Below are 20,212 nucleotides of genomic sequence, written 5' to 3'. Positions count from 1 at the left end.
TAATCTTTAAAGAGGTGAGTGATTTGTCAGTAGAAATTATAAGTGCAACACATAATGGTTTAGATGGAATGCTTGTAAGTGTTGAGGTAGATATTAACAAGGGGATGCCAAGCTTTAGTATAGTAGGCCTTCCAGATGCATCTATAAAGGAATCAAAAGAAAGAGTAAGATCCGCCATTGTAAATAGCGGATATGAATTTCCGTTAGGAAGAATTACAATTAATTTAGCTCCGGCTGATATAAAGAAAATAGGTTCATTACTTGATTTGCCTATAGCATTAGGAATTCTTATGAAGTCTAATCAAATAGAACAAGTACAGTTAAAAGAATTTATTATATTTGGCGAACTTTCCTTAGCTGGAAGCTTAAAAGAGATAAAAGGAATATTACCTATTATTTTTGAAGGAGATAATAGAAAAAAGAATAATTTTATATTCCCATTGAATAATTTAAAAGAACTTAGATATTTTAATTTAGGAAACTTCTATCCTTTTAATAATTTAAAAGAAGTTATATCTTTCATTGAAAATAAGGATTTATTACCATATATATTTGATGAAGAAGAAAAAGAAAATAAAGAATTTATTTTTGATTATGGAGAAATAGTAGGACAAAGAACTTCCAAGAGAGCTATGGAAATTTCAGCGGCAGGGAGACATAATGTGCTTTTATATGGAACTCCTGGATCAGGAAAAACAATGCTTGCTAAAGCAATGCCTTCTATTATGCCACCATTAAGTTATAAAGAGGTAATGGAAATAGCTAAAATATATAGTGCTTCAGGATTATTTAAAGGAGAAGAAGAAATTATGAGACCATTTAGATCTCCTCATAATACAATAACAAAAACTGCGCTAGTTGGAGGCGGAAAAGAAGTTAAGGCTGGAGAAATAACTTTAGCTCATAATGGAGTATTATTTCTAGATGAAATCTTAGAGTTTAAAAAGGAAGTTCTAGAGGTATTAAGAGAACCACTAGAAGAAAAAATAATAAATATAAATAGATTAAATGGGACATATAAACTTCCTTGTAATTTTTTGTTAATAACTGCATGTAATCCTTGTCCATGTGGCATGTATTTGGGTGCTTTTGGTGATAACAAATGTACTTGCAGTGAGGTGGAAAGAAAAAGATACATGGGAAGGCTTTCTAGAGCTTTATTAGATAGAATGGATTTGTTAAATTATGTACCAAAATTAAAATATGAAGATATAAGCAAAAAATCAGATAATTTAAATTCAGATAAAATGAGAGAAAATGTTATTAAAGCAAGGAAAATACAACAAAAAAGATTTAAAGAAACTAAGTATAACTATAATTCCGAGGTTAAGAGAAAAGATATAGATGCTTTGTTTAATATATCAACTTCAGCAAAAAGTTTATTGGCTAGTTATTATGAAAAATTTGATTTAAGTATGAGAGGTTATGATAAAATTCTCAAAATTTCTCGTACAATAGCAGATTTAGATAACAGTGATATGATATGTGATTATCATATATTTGAAGCTTTAGGATATAGAAAAAATATTGAAGGTGAAATTATATAGGAGGTAATTCTATGAGAAATGATGAATTATGGTTTATTTTAATAAAAATATCTAATGAAAAGAAAGTTAATTTAATTAAGAAATATAAAGATGAAGAAAATATAAGAAAAAATAAAAGGAATATAAAAGAATTTAGTAATATAGATATAAATGAAGTAACAGATGATAAAATAAATAATTTTAAAAATTATATAAAAAATAATGGAATAGGATATATTACTATTAATTATAAAGAATATCCAAATGATTTAAACCACGTTGATGATCCTCCTTATGTATTATTTTATAAAGGAAATTTAGAATTATTAAAAGGTGAACTTGCTGCAGTAATAGGAGCGAGAAAATGTACTAATTATGGTGCTGAAGTTGCTAAAATTATAGGTAGGGAATTAAGTGAAAACAATATAACAGTAGTTAGTGGATTAGCAGCTGGAATAGATTCTATAGCTCATAAAAGCGCTATAAATTATAAGGGGAAAACTATAGGTGTTTTAGGTTGTGGTATAGATATAGTATATCCTAAGAATAATAAGTTTTTATATGAGGAAATAATAAAAAAAGATGGATTAATAATATCGGAATATTTACCTAAAACTCCTCCAATGGCCTATAATTTTCCTAGACGGAATAGAATAATTAGTGGAATAAGTAAGAGGTTAATTATAATAGAAGCAACAAATAAAAGTGGAAGTTTGATTACAGTAAATTATGCATTACAAATTGGACGCGATATAATGGCGATACCTGGTCCTGTCATTAATGGAAATAGTGAGGGTTGCAATAAATTAATAAGGGATGGAGCAAAACCTTTTACAGAAATTGAAGATTTATATGATTTTTTTGGAATAAAAAAAGAAAATGTTATGAAATCAGATAAAAATAGTTATAAAACTGTATTATTACAAGTTATAAATAGTGAACCAAAACATTTAGATGATATATTAACAACTGTAAATGTTGACAGAAAGGTATTGTTTGAGTTATTATTTGAAATGCAAAATAGAAATGAAATTATTTGCCTTCCGGGCAATTATTATGCTAAATCAATATGAATTAAAGGGGGTGTAACTCCAAAAGAAAAATGGAGTTTTATATATGGGACAAAATCTTGTAATAGTGGAATCGCCTGCAAAGGCTAAGACTATAGGAAAGTATCTTGGTAAAAATTATACAGTTGAGGCATCTATGGGACACGTAAGAGACTTGCCAAAAAGCAAGCTAGGGGTAGATATAGAGGATAATTTTAATCCAAAATATATAACTATTAGGGGAAAAGGGGATTTAATTGCTAAGCTAAAAAAAGCAGCTAAAAAAGCTGATAAAGTATACCTAGCAACGGACCCTGATCGTGAAGGGGAAGCTATATCATGGCATTTAGCAAATATTTTAAATATACCAGAAGATAAAAAATGCAGAATAGTATTTAATGAAATAACAAAAACAGCTGTAAAAGCTTCTATTAAAGAAGCTAGACAAATTAATAATAATTTAGTAGATGCACAACAAGCAAGAAGAATTTTAGATAGATTAGTGGGATATGAAATAAGTCCAATTTTATGGAAAAATGTTAAGTGGGGATTAAGTGCCGGTAGAGTACAATCAGCAGCATTAAAGCTTATTTGTGATAGAGAAGAAGAAATTAAAAAGTTTATACCAAAAGAATATTGGACTGTTGATTGTATAGCAACTAAAGATAGAAAAAAATTCCCTATTAAATTAACTCAATATAAGGGTAAAAAGATTGAAATAAGTACTAAAGAAGAAAGTAATGAAATTATTGAAAAATTAAAAAATAATAAATTTATAGTCTCAAAGGTTAAAAAAGGAACTAAAACTAAAAATCCACTTCCACCTTTTACAACTAGTACTTTACAGCAAGAAGCTTCGAAAAAATTAAATTTTATGACAAAGAGAACAATGTCTATAGCTCAAGTTCTATATGAAGGAGTAGAAGTAAAGGGATATGGTACAGTTGGTTTAATTACTTATATGAGAACTGATTCTGTTAGAATTTCTGATGAAGCTCAAGGTAAGGCTTTAGAATTTATAAATTCTAATTTTGGAAATGAATATGTTCCAAGTAAGGCAAGAGTATATAAAGGAAAGAAAAATATTCAAGATGCTCACGAAGCTATTAGACCATCAATTATAGAAATAACACCAGAAATAGCAAAAAAATCCTTGACATCAGAACAGTATAAACTGTATTCGTTAATTTGGAATAGATTTATGGCAAGTCAAATGGCTTCATGTGAATTAAATACTAATAGTATTGAGATAATGAATGGAGATTACAAGTTTAAAGCAAGTGGCTCAACTATAAAGTTTGATGGATTTATGAAGATTTATGAATATCTAACAGAAGAGGATAGTGAAGATGTTTCATTACCAAACTTAGAAGAAAATGATGAACTAAGTAAAGTTAATATAGAAGGAAAACAACACTTTACTCAACCACCTGCAAGATATACAGAAGCGTCCTTTGTTAAGCTACTAGAAGAAAAGGGGATAGGAAGACCAAGTACCTATGTTCCAACTATATCAGTATTATTAAGTAGGGATTATGTAAATAGAGAAAAGAAAAACTTACTACCTACGGAACTAGGGTTTATTGTTAATAATATAATGAGTGAGTATTTTGAACAAATTGTAGATGTTGAATTTACAGCTGATATGGAAAAAAACTTAGACCATATTGAAGAAGGGCAAGAAGAATGGAGAAAGGTAGTTGGAGAATTCTTCGCTCCATTAAAAAATGCTTTAGAAAAAGCAGAAAAAGAAATATCTAAGGTTGTAATAGAGGATGAAGTAAGTGATGTACCTTGTGATAAATGTGGAAGAATGATGGTTATTAAGCACGGAAGATATGGAAAATTTTTAGCTTGTCCAGGATATCCAGATTGTAAAAATGCTAAACCTATTGTTGAAGAAATAGATGCACCTTGCCCGAAGTGTGGAGGGAAAATCCTAGCTAAAAAGAGTAAAAAGGGTAAAAAGTTTTTTGGCTGTGCTAACTATCCAAGTTGTGATTTTGTAAGTTGGAATGAACCACTAAAGGAAAAATGTCCTGAATGTGGAGCTTATATGGTTTTAAAGTATAGTAAAACAAAAGGTAACTATGCTCAATGTTCTGATAGCAATTGTAACAAAATTGTTAATATAACTAAGGAAAACAATGAAGAATAAAAAAAAGAAACTGATTACAGATTAATAAACTGTTAAAATATATAAATTTTCAAGAGTAATGTCGAAAATACTAAGAAATTTGTTGAAAATAAAAACTTCCTATGATAGACTTAATAAGTAATGAGTATGTTTTTGGAAAATTTATATAATTTCAAATTTTCTAAAAATTTAACGGTTTATTCATAGGAGGAAGGTTGAATGTCAACATTATTAAATAAAACAAGAATGTTAAATAAGATATTACAAAAATCAGGAACGGACCCAGTAGCTTTTGAAGATATATGCGATTTATTAAGTGATGTTTTATCATGTAATGTATATGTAACAAGTAGAAAAGGTAAAGTACTTGGATATGCATTTTCAAAGAGTTTTGAATGTGATGTTATGAAAAAACAAGTTGTTGATGAAAAAAGATTTCCAAAGGATTATAATGAAAATCTATTAAATATTCATGAAACTGTAGCTAATTTATCAAATGAAGGATTATGTGTTTTCGAAGATGAAGGAAATTGCATAATGGAAAATAAAATAACTACTATTGTTCCTATAATAGGTAATAGAGAGAGATTAGGTACATTAATACTTGCAAGATTTGGAGAAAACTTTACTGATGATGATTTAGTTCTTGCTGAATATAGTGCAACTATAGTTGGATTAGAAATATTAAGAGCTAAGCAAGTTGAAATTGAAGAAGAAGCAAGAAAGAAAGCAGTAGTACAATTAGCAATTGGTACATTATCTTATTCTGAACTTGAAGCTGTTGAACATATTTTTGGAGAGTTAGAGGGCAATGAGGGATTATTAGTTGCTTCAAAAATTGCAGATAAAGTGGGAATTACTAGAAGTGTAATAGTTAATGCTTTGAGAAAATTTGAAAGTGCTGGAGTAATAGAGTCAAGATCTCTTGGAATGAAGGGAACACATATTAAAATATTAAATGAAAAACTACTTGATGAATTAAAAAAGATTAATTAACATAAACTAAAAACGTTAAATTACTTCTGTAATTTAGCGTTTTTATATTAATAAGGAATTTAAGTATTTATTAATATTTGAATGAAAAAAATGTTGCTACTATAATAAGGTTATGTTATACTAACAAAGGTAAGAAATACACACATTATCCAATTTATAAAGTTGGTGCCTAAATAGGAAGCTTTATAAGAAGATAATGGAGGAAATAACCAGGAGGTAGAAAAATGGCAGTTATATCAATGAAACAATTATTAGAAGCAGGTGTACACTTTGGACACCAAACAAGAAGATGGAACCCTAAGATGGCTCCTTATATATTCACAGAAAGAAATGGAATATATATAATAGATCTTCAAAAGACTGTTAAAAAAGTAGATGAAGCTTATGAGTTCATTAAAGAAGTTGCAGCAGAAGGAAAAGATATCTTATTTGTAGGAACTAAGAAACAAGCTCAAGAAGCTATCGAAGAAGAAGCAATAAGATCAAACATGCACTTCGTTAACAATAGATGGTTAGGTGGAATGTTAACAAACTTCAAAACTATCAAAACTAGAATTAACAGATTAGAAGCTTTAAAAACTATGGAAGAAGATGGAACATTTGAAGTTTTACCTAAGAAAGAAGTTATTAAGTTAAAAGGTGAAATGGAAAAATTAGAAAAGAACTTAGGCGGAATCAAGAACTTAGATTCTAACAACATTGGAGCTATATTCGTAGTTGACCCAAGAAAAGAAAAGAATGCTATTTCAGAAGCTAAAATTTTAGGAATTCCAGTAGTAGGTATAGTAGATACTAACTGTGATCCAGAAGAAGTAGATTACGTAATTCCAGGTAACGATGATGCAATAAGAGCTGTTAAATTAATAACTGCTAAAATTGCTGATGGTATAATCGAAGGAAGACAAGGCGAACAATTAGCTGAATAATAAAATAAAAAGGTAGGTGAGATTTCTCATTTACCTTTTAACCTAGATAATAAGGTTTACAATAAGTTAGGAGGAATGAACATTATGATAACTGCTCAATCAGTTAAAGAATTAAGAGAAAAAACTGGTGCAGGAATGATGGACTGCAAAAAGGCTTTAACAGAAGCTCAAGGAGATATGGAAAAAGCTGTTGAAATATTAAGAGAAAAGGGTCTTGCTGCTGCTGCTAAGAAAGCAGGAAGAGTTGCTGCAGAAGGTATTGTAAAAACTTACATATCAGAAGATAGCAAACTAGCTGGTATAGTTGAATTAAACTGTGAAACTGACTTCGTTGCTGCTAATGAAGAGTTTGTAAGCTTTGCTAATAGATTAGCTGAAATGGCATCAACAACTTCAGCTACTACAGTAGAAGACTTTGTTGCTGAAAAATATGATGCTGAAAATACAGTTTCAGAAGCACTTACTGCTTTAATAGCTAAGTTAGGTGAAAACATGACTGTAAGAAGATTTGCAAAGTTTAATGTTGCAAATGGAGTAGTTGAAAGCTATATCCACGGTGGCGGAAGAATTGGTGTTGTAGTTGAATTAAACTGTGAAGCTGATAATGTTGCTGTATTAAAAGAAGTAGCTAAGGATGTTTGTATGCAAGTTGCTGCTGCTAACCCAGCATTCTTAAGCAGAGAAGATGTAGATACAGAAGCTTTAGAAAAAGAAAAAGAAATCTACAGAGTTCAAGCTTTAAATGAAGGAAAACCAGAAAACATCGTTGAGAAGATGGTAATGGGAAGAATTCAAAAGTACTATAAAGAAGTATGTCTTTTAGATCAAGCTTGGGTAAAAGATGGAGATAAGAGCATAAGCAAGTATCTTCAAGAAAAATCAAAGGAAGTTGGTTCTCCTATAACTATCAATAAGTTTGTAAGATTCGAAAGAGGAGAAGGTATCGAAAAGGCAGAAGATAACTTCGCTGAAGAAGTAGCTAAGATGACTAAGTAATACAAAGGAGGACACATATTGTGTTCTCTTTTTTTAAGAAGTAACTTAATATATATGGAGGTACTAAGAATGGAGAAATGTCAATATAAGAGAGTTATACTTAAGGTTTCTGGCGAAGCTTTAGCAGGAATAAATGGATTTGGATTTGATTTTGATACGATAAAAAGAATAACTTTAGAAGTAAAAGATCTAGTAGATATGGGTGTGGAAGTTGGATTAGTTGTAGGTGGCGGAAACATTTGGAGAGGCAGAAGTGGAGAAGGCATGGATAGATCACAAGCAGATCATATGGGAATGTTAGCTACTTGCATTAATGCTTTAGCATTACAAGACTCACTTGAACAAAATGGAGTAATGACTAGAGTTCAAACTGCTATAGAAATGAAAGAAATAGCTGAACCTTTCATAAGAAGAAGAGCAGTTAGGCATTTAGAAAAGGGAAGAGTAGTTATATTTGCAGCTGGTACAGGAAATCCTTACTTCTCAACTGATACAACTGCAGCTTTAAGAGCGGCTGAAATAGAAGCTGATGTAATATTATTAGCTAAAAAAGTTGATGGAGTTTATGATAAAGATCCATATAAATATCCAGAAGCTAAAAAGTATGATACACTTACTTATATAGAAGTTCTTGAACAAGGATTACAAGTTATGGACTCAACAGCAACATCTTTATGTATGGATAATAATATTCCAATCTTAGTATTTGGATTAGATGAACCAGGAAATATAAAAAGAGCTATTTCTGGTGAGAAGATAGGAACTTTAGTTTCATCTAAAAAATAGGAGGTTATTATGATTAAGGACATTATTGTAAAAGCAGAAGATAAAATGAAAAAAACTATTTCTGTATTAAAATCTGATCTTTCAACTTTAAGAGCAGGTAGAGCTAACCCTACGATGTTAGATAGAATTAAGGTTGATTATTATGGAAGCCCATGTCCATTAAGTCAAGTAGCTAATATTTCTGCTCCAGAGCCAAGAGTATTAGTGATTTCACCTTGGGAAAAAAGTTTAATGAAAGAGATTGAAAAAGCTATTTTAGTTTCAGATTTAGGAATTAATCCTTCAAATGATGGAAGTGTTATTAGATTAGTAGTTCCAGAATTAACAGAAGAAACTAGAAAGAACTTAGTTAAGGTTGTAAAAAAGACTGGTGAAGAAGCTAAGGTTGCTTTAAGATCTATAAGAAGAGAAGCTAATGATAAAGTTAAAGCACTTAAAAAGGATGGCGACATAACAGAAGATGAACTTAAGAATGCTGAAGAAAAAGTGCAAAAAATAATAGATACTTACGTTAAGGAAGTAGATACTTTAATCTTGGCAAAAGAAAAAGAGATTATGTCAATTTAAAACCTGCCTTTAGCAGGTTTTTTTCCATATCAAATGGTGGAGGGAACATAAAGTTATGTTAGATGTTTTTAAAACTAGCAAAAATAAAAAAGAAAATAATGAAATAGTTTTAGATAAGAATAATATACCAAAGCATATAGCTATAATTATGGATGGCAATGGTCGTTGGGCAAAAAAAAGAAAACTTCCAAGAACTATGGGCCATAAAGCTGGTGTAGAAACAATAAGAAGAGTAATCAAGGAAGCCCATGTATTAGGTATAAAATACTTGACTCTTTATGCTTTTTCAACTGAAAATTGGAAAAGACCTGATGATGAGGTTTCAGCTTTAATGAAATTACTAGTGGAATATTTACGTAGTGAATTAGCAGAGCTGAATAGAAATGGAGTAGTAATTAAGGTCTTAGGAGATATAACTAAACTTCCTACTGATGCTCAAAAAGAAATTTTAGAGGCTATAGAAGTAACTAAAAATAATACAGGAGTAGTTGTTAATATAGCTTTTAATTATGGTGGTAGAGATGAAATAATTAGAGCTGTCAAATTAGTATGTGAAGAAGTTAAATGTGGAAAGATAGATAGTGAAGATATAAATGAAGATATATTTGAAAGATTTTTATATACTAGAGATATTCCAGATCCAGATTTAATTATAAGACCTTCAGGTGAACAAAGAATTAGCAACTTTTTACTATGGCAATGTGCTTATTCAGAGTTTTGGTATTCTAATGTTTGTTGGCCTGATTTTAAAGAAGAGCACTTACGTAAGGCCATATATGATTATCAACATAGAGATAGAAGATATGGTGGAGTATAGTATTTGAGGTGAAGAAATGAAATTAAATAGTAGATATATAGGAGCAGCTATGATAGCCCCATTTATACTTTTTATATTTTTAGGAGGTATTTGGCTTAAAGGATTTACAATAGTCCTTTCTATTGCTGGACTATATGAATTTTATAAAGCATTAAAGGTGAAAAAGTTTAATCCTATACCTTTAATTGGATATGTACTTTTGGGGATTTTTTACATTCTAGGTAATGACTTTGAATATCTTATGTATGTTATTGTATTGGCTACTATATTATTGTTAATAGTACCTATAATTAATTTAAAGTACACTTTTATAGATGCTTCAATAACATTAATAGGCTTTTTATACGTAGGAATATTATTCAGTTTTATACCTTTGGTTAATAGTAAAGCTTCAGGACAATTTTTAGTTTGGCTTATATTTATTGGATCTTGGGTATGCGATACGGCTGCTTACTATGCTGGAAAATATTTGGGGAAGAGAAAGTTATGCCCAGAGGTTAGTCCTAAAAAAACTATTGCTGGTTCAATAGGAGGATTACTAGGAAGTACAATAGGTTGTGGAGTATTTGGTGTAATAGTTTCATCTTATGTGCCAGAAGTTCAAGTAATTCATTTCTTTTTAATAGGAGCTCTATGTGGAATTATGGGGCAATTTGGAGATCTAGTTGCATCATCAGTAAAAAGATATGTTGGAATTAAAGATTATAGTAATTTGATACCAGGACATGGAGGAATATTAGATAGATTTGATTCTATATTATTTAATTCTGCTGTAGTATTTTATTACTTAACTTTCATTGTAGGAATTTAAAAACTTAATATATAAAAAAGGGTTAGTATATCTAGCCCTTTTTTAACGTATAAAAATTTTATTGAAATAAAATCAATTTATTATTAGTATTAACCTTGTATATTTTAATACCTTTTAAAAGGCATGTATTATAAAGGATATTAATATAATCATAGTATGAAATAATAAGGAGTAGTGCTATGAAAATATACAATACATACAATAAAATCATTAATATAATAATAGCTTTTATTATTATTGCAATTATAACCATAGCTATAAAAAAATATTTTGCCCCCTTTTTTATAGTAATAATAATGATTATGATTACACATCCTATATATAAATTTTTACTAAAAAGTAATATGAATAAATCTCTTTGTGCTATTATTAGCATATTGTTAGTTAATATAAGTTTGTTTATAATAATATATTATTTTGGTAATAGATTACTTGAAATGTTTTATAGATTTTATATAAATAATATGTTGGAGGTAGATGGATTAGTTAATAATATCAAAATGTTTTTAAATTTAGATATTAATAAAACTATACAAAATTTAAGTAGATTTTTTAATAGTACTATGATAATGCAAGGAGCTATTATTACTAGTGAGAGTATTATCTCTTATTTATTAGCAAATATTATTAGCTATTTTATGTTAGTAGATAAGGATATGATTTATGATTTATTTAATCATCTATTTCCAAAGAACTTTATAAAAAACTTTTTCGAAAAAACTAAAAATTTAAAAGAAGTATTAAAGATAGAAGTTAAGCTAATATTTTTAAGTGCTTTAATAATTACAGTAGGATTAAAAATATTAGGAATAGATAATAGTTTGTTATTAGGGGCGGTATGCTCTATTTTAGATATACTACCTTTTGTAGGAACAACAATTGTTTTTATACCAATAATAATATACAATATTATAATAAAGAGGTACATATTAGTAGTAGGATTAATTTCATTATATATATTAGAAAGGTTTACAAGAGAGATTTTAGAAGCAAAATTTTTAAGTAGTAAACTTGAAATACATCCTTTAATAATAATATTATCTATTTATATAGGGGTAAATATGTTTGGATTTATTGGTATAATAGCAGGTCCAATTTATAGTATAATAGCAAAAGATATAATTTATAGTGAGTAAACTAAAACTAGGAGGAAGAAATGAAGAAAATTTCAATTTTAGGAGCTACAGGCTCAATAGGCACTCAAACTTTAGATGTAATTAGAAATTCTAATAATGAAATAGAGTTAGTAGGTATAAGTGCTAATTCATCAGTAAACAAAATAATAGATATAATTAATGAGTTTATGCCTAAATATGTTGCTATGATGGAAGAAGAAAGTGCAAAATCTATAAAAAATTATTGTCTAGAAAATAATTTAAATATAGAAGTATATTCAGGCATTGAAGGGTTAGAAAAAATAGCTTCTTTAGATGAAATAGAGATGGTTGTAACGTCTGTAGTTGGTATGATAGGCTTAAGGCCTACATTAAAGGCAATAGAGTCAAAGAAAGATATTGCTTTAGCTAATAAAGAAACTTTAGTAGTAGCTGGAGAACTTGTTATGGAAAAAGCTAAGGAAAATGGAGTGGAAATTTTACCAGTTGATTCAGAGCACAGTGCTATATTCCAAGCTCTAAATGGATATACTGAGAAAGATGTAAATAAAATTATATTAACAGCTTCAGGGGGACCTTTTAGAGGTAAAGATATAGAATATTTAAAAAATGTTACAGTTGATGATGCTTTAAAGCATCCAAAGTGGAATATGGGCCAAAAAATTTCTATAGATTCGGCTAGTTTAATGAATAAGGGGTTAGAAGTAATAGAAGCACATTTTTTATTTAATTGCCCATATGAGAATATTGAAGTTGTTGTTCATCCACAAAGTATAATTCATTCAATGGTTGAGTATAATGATGCAAGTGTTATAGCACAATTAGGATCAACAGATATGAAATTACCAATACAATATGCAATTAATAAAAAAGAAAGAAAAAAAGCTGTAGCGAAAAGATTAAATTTTTATGAAATTGGTAATCTAACTTTTGAAAAACCTGATTTAGATACATTTAAATGCCTTAAACTTGCTTATAAAGTTGGTATAGAAGGTGGCTTAGCTCCATGTATTTTAAATAGTGCTAATGAAGAAGCAGTAGCCTTATTATTAGAAAGAAAGATTAAATTTTTAGATATACCAAAAATAATTGAAGAAGCTTTAGAAGTATTCAAGGAAGATAAAACAAAAAAAGTTACTTTAGATAATATAATTAATTTAGACAATAAGGTTAGAAGGTATATAAGGGCAAGTTGGAGTTAGGAGGAGTTTATAGTGTATATAGTTTATGCGTTATTAGGTTTTAGTTTACTTATAATAGTACATGAGCTTGGTCATTTTATAATGGCGAAGGTAAATGGGATAAGGGTTGAAGAATTTTCTATAGGTATGGGTCCTAAAATATTTTCTACTGAAGGAAAAGAAACTAAATATTCAATTGGTTTGTTTCCAATCGGTGGATATGTTAAAATGATGGGGGAGGAAGAAGAGGTTCAAGATGAAAGAAGCTTTTCTTCAAAGTCGCCTATTAGAAGAATAAGTGTTATTATAGCAGGAGCAGTTATGAATTTTTTACTTGCTATAATAATATTTACAGTTTTCTTAAATAAATTTGGGTATAGCCTGCCTAAGGTGAATAGTTTAATAGAAAATATGCCTGCTATGGAGGCTGGTCTTAAAGAAGGCGATGAATTTTTAAAAGTTAATGGTAGTAAGGTGTTTTCAGCAGATGACTTATCTATAGGGATTAACCTTTCTAAGGATAAACCTATTAACTTCTTGATTAAAAGAGATGGGGAGAAAAAGGAAGTTGTGGTTACTCCTAAGTTAGTAGAGGAAAATGGAAGGGAAAGATATATGATTGGCTTTGAATTTCAAAGAATAAACAATCCAGGAATAGTTCAAAGTTTTAAACAAAGCTTTAAAGAAACAGTAGCAGTAGTAAGTCAGACATATAAAAGTCTAAAAATGATGCTTACTGGAGAAGTTAATTTTAAAACTGATGTTGGGGGTCCTGTATCTATTATTCGAATGTCAGGAGAAGCTGCAAAAAATGGTATATGGAATCTTATGTACTTTATAGCATTCATAAGTATAAACTTAGCTGTATTTAATATGTTGCCATTTCCAGCTTTAGATGGTGGATGGACTGTTATATTATTAATAGAGTTAATTACAAGAAGAAAGGTTCCTGAAAAAATAGTTGGTGCAGTAAATTATGTAGGACTTATGCTTCTTTTTGGACTTATGATATTAGTGACTATAAAGGATATATTATTCCCTATACAGCTATAGGAGATGAAAGAAGATGGAAAGAAAGAATACAAGAAAAGTTAAGGTTGGAAGTTGTTATGTAGGTGGTGACGCACCTGTATCTATACAATCTATGACTAATACAGATACAAGAGATATAGAAGCAACATTAGATCAAATCAATAGCTTATATGAGGCAGGTTGTGAAATAATAAGATGCGCTGTACCCGATATGGAAGCAGCAAAGGCCCTAAAAGGTATATGCGAGAAATCTCCAATACCTGTGGTAGCAGACATACACTTTGATTATAAGCTAGCTTTGGCAGCTATTGAAAATGGAGTTTCTGCATTAAGAATTAATCCGGGAAATATAGGGAGTGTTGAAAAAGTTAAAATTGTTGTAGAAGCAGCAAAGGAAAAAAATATTCCCATAAGAATAGGGGTTAACTCTGGATCTTTAGAAAAAGAAATTTTAGAAAGAGATGGGAAGCCAACAGCAAAAGGACTTGTAGAGTCCGCATTAAAGCATGTTAAAATTCTAGAAGAGTTAGAGTTTTATGATATAGTAATATCTATAAAGTCATCAGATGTAACAATGATGATTGAGGCTTATAGATTAATGAGTGAAAGTTGTAATTATCCTCTACACTTAGGAGTAACTGAATCAGGAACTCCATTTAGAGGAACAATTAAATCAAGTATTGGACTTGGTACATTACTAGCTGAAGGAATTGGTGATACTATAAGAGTTTCTTTAACTAGTGATCCAATAGAAGAAATTAAAGTTGCAAAAGAAATTTTAAAAGCTTTAAAGCTAAGAAAAAGTGGATTACAATTTGTATCTTGTCCAACATGCGGAAGAACTCAAATTAATTTAATTAAAATCGCAGAAGAGGTAGAAAAGAGATTAGAAAATATAAATAAAAATATTAAAGTTGCTGTAATGGGATGTGCAGTAAATGGACCAGGAGAAGCTAGAGAAGCAGATATTGGAATAGCTGGTGGAAGAGGCGAAGGTTTAATATTTAAAAAAGGTGTAATAGTTAGAAAAGTAAAAGAAGAAGATTTAATTGAAGAACTAATGAAAGAAATAGAAAATATGTAGTGGAATTAATTGACAATGAACTATGAATAATTAAGGTGATATAATACTTAATAGTCATTTTACATTGTCAATTTTCCGTTTAAATAATGACATTAAAGGAAGAAGGGGGTGTTTTATTGGGTGAAAATGCTTTAAAACTTATAAAAAAAGAAATTAATAAGTATGATGATTTAGAAGATAAGGAGCTTAGCATAGTAAAATTTCAATTTCTAAGAAAAAGCAATGTTTTAAAAGTAGTAATAAGAGGGAAGGATTCTTTAAATGATGTTGAAGAAGAAAAGATTAAAAGAGCTATAAAAAATGCATTAAATATTGATATTAATATTGAGGTGCTATTTTATAGGGATATTTCCAATTTAAGCATAAATGAAATAGTTGAAAAACATTGGATAGAAGTTGTAGGTAATATTATTAAAACTGTACCCTTATCTAAATCAGTACTGACTAAAGGGATAAAAAATATAAAAGATAATAATATAATTATTACTAGTGGATATGAAAAAATAAATGAGCATTTAAACACAAGAGGAATACCTAAGCAAATAGAATTAAATATTGAAAGTGTATTTGGTTTAAAATCAAAAGTTAAGCTAGAATATGATAGTAGTTTAGAGTCTAAAAGCAATTATGATGAAAAAATTCAAGAAGAAAGAGAAGTTTTAAAGGAAATATTTAATGGAAGGAATATTTCAAAAGAAAATTCATCTAATAAAACAAATTCAGAAGAAAAACAAGGAGCTAAGCCTAAGAAAAATTACGAAAAACGTGAATTTAAAAGAGAGCCTAAAAGTGAAAATAGTATTTTAGGAAGGTCTATAAGTCAAGAGGCTATTCCTATTAATGGAATTGACGAAACCTCTGGAGTTGTTGCTATAATTGGAGAAGTATTTAAAACTGATATAGTGGAAACTAAAACTGGAAAGACTATTCTTACTTTCTATATAACTGATTATACTAGTTCTATTACTGTAAAATGTTTTTTGAAACCTCAAGATACAGAAGAAGTTTTAGAAAATGTGAAGAAGGGATTGTATTGTAAAGTGAGGGGAGAGGCCGTTTATGATACATATGCAAGAGAAGTAGTAATAATGGGTAGAGATATTCTGAGGATGAGTAAAATAGAAAGAATGGATGGTTCTGAAGCAAAAAGAATAGAGCTACACTGCCATACAACTATGAGTGCTATGGATGGAGTAACTTCTGTTAGTAAATTAATAGAAAGAGCAGCAAAATGGGGACATAAGGCTATAGCAATAACAGATCATGGTGTTGTTCAAGCATTTCCTGATGCTCAAATAGCAGCAAAGAAGAATAAAATTAAGGTTTTATATGGAGTGGAAGGATATTTAGTTAATGATGGTGTTCCAATTGCTATAAATGATAAAAATGAAGACTTTACTGATACTTTTATAGTTTTTGATATAGAAACTACAGGTTTTTCTCCAAATAACGATAAAATTATAGAAATTGGTGCTGTAAAAATAAGAAATAGGGAAATCATAGATACTTTTAGTGAGTTTATTTATCCAAAATGTAAAATTCCATATAAAATTACTGAACTTACAGGGATTACTGATGAAATGGTAGAAAATGCAGATCCTATAGAGATTGTTTTACCGAAATTTATGGAGTTCATAGATGGAGCAGCAGTAGTAGCTCATAATGCTGCCTTTGATACAGGTTTCATTAAGAAAAATTGTAAAGATTTAGGGTTGGAATTTACATCTACTATCTTAGATACTGTACCTATGGCAAGATTTTTATATCCAGATTTAAAAAGAGTTAAATTAAATTTAGTTGCAAAATATTTAGGAGTATCTCTTGAAAATCACCATAGAGCTGTTGATGATGCAAAGGCTACTGCTGAAATTTTCTTAATATCTTTGAAAAAGATGATAGAAGAATTAAATATAAATAATGTTAGAGAGTTAAATAATGAATTCCTTGATAAAATGGATATAAAAAAGGAAAAGACTTTTCACATAATTATCTTTGCTAAAAGTCAAGCTGGAATGAAAAACTTGTATAAATTAATATCAGAAGCTCATTTAGATAACTTTCATAAGCATCCAAGAACTAGGAAGAGTAGACTTATGGAGATGAGAGAAGAGTTCATAATAGGTTCTGCCTGTGAAGCGGGAGAAGTTTATAGGGCTGTATTAGATGGAAAGTCAGATGAAGAGCTTAAAGACATTATGAGTTTTTATGATTATTTAGAAATACAACCTATTGCAAATAATAGTTATCTCATTGAAAAAGGAAATGTAAAGGATGAAGAAGAACTAAGAGCCTTAAATACTAAGATATATAAGTTAGGAAAAGAATTAAATAAGTTAGTAGTTGCTACAGGAGATGTCCATTTCCTAGATCCACAAGATGAAGTATTTAGAAGAATAATAATGGCTGGTCAAGGTTTTTCAGACTCCGACAATCAACCACCATTATATTTAAAAACTACTGAAGAAATGCTTAGGGAATTTTCATACTTGGGAGAAGAGGGAGCAAAAGAAGTTGTTATAACTAATCCAGGAATAATTGCAGATTCTATAGATGCCTTAAAACCTATACCAGATGAAACTTATCCTCCTAAAATAGAAGGAGCAGATGAAGAGATAAGAGAGATGACAATGAATAAGGCATATTCTATTTATGGCAATCCATTACCTGAGATAGTGCAAACAAGATTGGATAAGGAATTAAACTCAATAATAAATAATGGATATGCTGTTTTATATCTTATTGCACAAAAACTAGTTGCAAAATCATTATCAGATGGTTACCTTGTTGGATCAAGAGGATCTGTTGGATCTTCCTTTGTTGCAACTATGTCAAATATAACTGAAGTAAATGGTCTTCCTCCACATTATGTCTGTCCTGATTGTAAGAATTCAGAATTCTTTTTAGATGGATCAGTTAGCTCAGGAGCAGATTTAGAAGATAAGGATTGTCCAAAATGTGGAGCAAAATATATAAAAGAGGGTCACGATATACCATTTGAAACTTTCCTAGGATTTGAAGGGGATAAAGAACCGGATATAGATCTTAACTTTTCAGGGGATAACCAAGGTGAGATACATAAGTATACAGAAGTTTTATTTGGTAAGGGATATGTATTTAAAGCTGGAACAATAGGTACTGTAGCAGAAAAAACTGCGTATGGATATGTAAGAAAGTACTTGGATGAAAGAGGTCTTAGGGCTTCTAGTGCAGAAATAGAAAGATTAACTATTGGATGTACTGGTATAAAAAGAACAACAGGACAGCATCCAGGGGGAATCATGGTTGTTCCAAGTGATAATGAAATTTTTAACTTTACACCAATACAACGCCCAGCAGATGATTCAACATCAGATGTGACAACAACACATTTTGATTATCATTCAATATCAGGTAGACTTTTAAAACTTGATATACTTGGTCACGACGATCCTACTATGATTAGGATGTTACAAGATTTAACCGGTTTAGACCCTAAAACAATACCGTTAAATGATAAAAAAGTAATATCACTGTTTACTTCTCCAGAGGCATTAGGAGTGACTAAAGAAGAATTAGGTTGTGAAGTTGGTAGTTATGGATTGCCGGAGTTTGGGACTAAATTTGTTAGAGGTATGCTTGTAGATACTCAGCCAAAAAGTTTTGCTGATTTAGTAAGAATATCAGGACTTTCCCATGGTACTGATGTATGGCTTAATAATGCTCAGTATTTTATTAAAGAAGGGTATACAACCCTTAAAGACTGTATTTCTACTAGAGATGACATTATGGTTTATTTAATGTATGCTGGAGTTCCTCCTAAAATGGCCTTTACTATAATGGAAAGTGTTAGAAAGGGAAAGGGTTTAACAGAAGATTTTGAAAAAGTAATGAGGGAAAATAATGTTCCTGATTGGTATATAGAGTCATGTAAGAGGATTAAATATATGTTCCCTAAAGGGCATGCTGTTGCATATGTAATGATGGCCGTTAGAATAGCTTATTTTAAGGTTTATTATCCTGAGGCTTATTATGCAACATATTTTTCTGTTAGAGCTGATGATTTTGATGCAGATCTTATTTGTAAGGGACCTGGAGCTATAAAAGCAAAGTTAGATGAACTTTATGAATTAGGAAATAAGGCTACTGCAAAGGACAAGGGGCTCATTACTGTTTTAGAGCTTTCTTATGAACTATATGCTAGAGGTCTTAAGTTTAAAAAAGTTGATTTATATATTTCTGAAGCCACTAAATTTACAATAGAAGAGGATGGTATTAGACCTCCTATTAGTGCACTTCAAGGTGTAGGAGATAATGCCGCTAAAAGTATAGTAGAAGCAAGAAAGTCTGGAGAATTTATATCAAAGGAAGATTTAAGAATAAGAGCTAAAGTTTCTAAAACTGTAATTGAAACTTTAAGTAATCATGGTTGTCTTGAAGGGATGTCTGAAACTAATCAATTATCTTTATTTTAAAGTAGTATAATAATTACATATACAGGGAAAGTAATAAGTAGAATAGAATGAATAAATTCCTTACTACCCCTTGTATTAATTAGGAAATTATGATAGGATAAAAAAAGAAGTGATTTACTAATAGCTAAGAATGTAGAGTGGGAGTGAGAATTACCCGCTCTTTCTATTTAATTGCAACTACCTTTAGTTGCTTTTTTTATAGAGTATCTAAATTAGTAGCTTCAATTTAAGAAAACTGAATACAAAAGGAGGTTAATTATGAAAGTTGATGCATTAATAGAAAAAATTTATCAATTAGTAAGGCCTGTTGCAGATGAACTAAATTATGAAATTTATCACATTGAGTATGTAAAAGAAAATGGAGAATATTATTTAAGGATATATATTGATAAAGATGGTGGAATAACTTTAACAGATTGTGAAAAGTTATCAAGAAGAGTAAGTGACATAATGGATGAAGAAGATCCAATTCCAGTAGCTTACTTTTTAGAAGTATCATCTCCAGGTTTAAATAGAGGATTATTTACTGAAGAACATTACAAAAAGCAAATTGGAAAAGAAGTACTTATTAGATTTACAAAATCTTTTGAGGGCAAAAAAAATGTAAAAGGCTTATTAAAGGAAGTAAATGAAGATTCAATAGTTATTGAAGTTGAAGAAAATAATTTATTTACCGTTCCGAAAGATAAAATAAAGTCAGCAAATTTAGAAGGGGAAATATAATAAGGAGGATATTAA

General features: G+C 29.6%; 16 protein-coding genes. All 16 read left to right on the top strand.

Annotated elements, in window-relative coordinates:
- The first annotated feature begins 23 nt into the window (after positions 1-23).
- Positions 24-1,547, top strand: coding sequence for a YifB family Mg chelatase-like AAA ATPase (locus BN6774_RS11605; protein ID WP_066893806.1), 1,524 nt, complete (start codon positions 24-26; stop codon positions 1,545-1,547).
- An 11-nt stretch (positions 1,548-1,558) separates the two neighbouring features.
- The gene (gene dprA / locus BN6774_RS11600) at positions 1,559-2,599 is read left to right on the top strand and encodes a DNA-processing protein DprA (protein ID WP_066893804.1); all 1,041 of its coding nucleotides are present in this window, start codon (positions 1,559-1,561) and stop codon (positions 2,597-2,599) included.
- A 43-nt stretch (positions 2,600-2,642) separates the two neighbouring features.
- Positions 2,643-4,733, top strand: a complete 2,091-nt coding sequence (gene topA, locus BN6774_RS11595; RefSeq protein ID WP_066893802.1) for a type I DNA topoisomerase — start codon at positions 2,643-2,645, stop codon at positions 4,731-4,733.
- Between the two features lie 198 nt (positions 4,734-4,931).
- Entirely contained in the window at positions 4,932-5,708 is a 777-nt protein-coding gene (gene codY / locus BN6774_RS11590; RefSeq protein ID WP_066893800.1) for a GTP-sensing pleiotropic transcriptional regulator CodY, read from the top strand.
- A 224-nt stretch (positions 5,709-5,932) separates the two neighbouring features.
- Positions 5,933-6,634 carry a 30S ribosomal protein S2 gene (gene rpsB / locus BN6774_RS11585; RefSeq protein WP_066893798.1) on the top strand — a complete coding sequence of 234 codons (702 nt, stop codon included), beginning with the start codon at positions 5,933-5,935 and terminating at the stop codon, positions 6,632-6,634.
- A gap of 84 nt (positions 6,635-6,718) precedes the next feature.
- Complete coding sequence (gene tsf / locus BN6774_RS11580; protein WP_066893796.1) at positions 6,719-7,630, top strand: translation elongation factor Ts; 912 nt, start codon at positions 6,719-6,721, stop codon at positions 7,628-7,630.
- A gap of 69 nt (positions 7,631-7,699) precedes the next feature.
- Positions 7,700-8,416: a UMP kinase gene (pyrH, locus tag BN6774_RS11575; protein WP_066896627.1), complete on the top strand. Its 717-nt coding sequence runs from the start codon at positions 7,700-7,702 to the stop codon at positions 8,414-8,416.
- A 9-nt stretch (positions 8,417-8,425) separates the two neighbouring features.
- Positions 8,426-8,983, top strand: coding sequence for a ribosome recycling factor (frr, locus tag BN6774_RS11570; protein WP_066893794.1), 558 nt, complete (start codon positions 8,426-8,428; stop codon positions 8,981-8,983).
- Positions 8,984-9,038: 55 nt separating this feature from the next.
- Positions 9,039-9,800 carry an isoprenyl transferase gene (locus BN6774_RS11565; protein WP_066893792.1) on the top strand — a complete coding sequence of 254 codons (762 nt, stop codon included), beginning with the start codon at positions 9,039-9,041 and terminating at the stop codon, positions 9,798-9,800.
- A 16-nt stretch (positions 9,801-9,816) separates the two neighbouring features.
- Positions 9,817-10,611 carry a phosphatidate cytidylyltransferase gene (locus BN6774_RS11560; RefSeq protein ID WP_066893790.1) on the top strand — a complete coding sequence of 265 codons (795 nt, stop codon included), beginning with the start codon at positions 9,817-9,819 and terminating at the stop codon, positions 10,609-10,611.
- 179 nt (positions 10,612-10,790) lie between these two features.
- On the top strand, positions 10,791-11,747 hold the full coding sequence (locus BN6774_RS11555) for an AI-2E family transporter (protein ID WP_066893788.1): 957 nt from the start codon (positions 10,791-10,793) through the stop codon (positions 11,745-11,747).
- 20 nt (positions 11,748-11,767) lie between these two features.
- Complete coding sequence (dxr, locus tag BN6774_RS11550) at positions 11,768-12,928, top strand: 1-deoxy-D-xylulose-5-phosphate reductoisomerase (RefSeq protein WP_066893786.1); 1,161 nt, start codon at positions 11,768-11,770, stop codon at positions 12,926-12,928.
- Positions 12,929-12,940: 12 nt separating this feature from the next.
- Positions 12,941-13,960, top strand: a complete 1,020-nt coding sequence (gene rseP / locus BN6774_RS11545; RefSeq protein ID WP_066893784.1) for an RIP metalloprotease RseP — start codon at positions 12,941-12,943, stop codon at positions 13,958-13,960.
- Positions 13,961-13,973: 13 nt separating this feature from the next.
- Entirely contained in the window at positions 13,974-15,023 is a 1,050-nt protein-coding gene (gene ispG, locus BN6774_RS11540) for a flavodoxin-dependent (E)-4-hydroxy-3-methylbut-2-enyl-diphosphate synthase (protein ID WP_066893782.1), read from the top strand.
- A gap of 116 nt (positions 15,024-15,139) precedes the next feature.
- Positions 15,140-19,474: a PolC-type DNA polymerase III gene (locus BN6774_RS11535; protein ID WP_207644575.1), complete on the top strand. Its 4,335-nt coding sequence runs from the start codon at positions 15,140-15,142 to the stop codon at positions 19,472-19,474.
- 258 nt (positions 19,475-19,732) lie between these two features.
- On the top strand, positions 19,733-20,197 hold the full coding sequence (gene rimP, locus BN6774_RS11530; protein ID WP_066893777.1) for a ribosome maturation factor RimP: 465 nt from the start codon (positions 19,733-19,735) through the stop codon (positions 20,195-20,197).
- The last annotated feature ends 15 nt before the right edge of the window (positions 20,198-20,212 follow it).

Origin of the sequence: Clostridium nigeriense, assembly GCF_900086595.1 — a bacterium.
Lineage (GTDB): Bacteria > Bacillota > Clostridia > Clostridiales > Clostridiaceae > Clostridium > Clostridium nigeriense.
The sequence above is the reverse complement of the archived record's forward strand: the minus strand, read 5'-3'. Positions and strand labels throughout refer to the sequence as shown.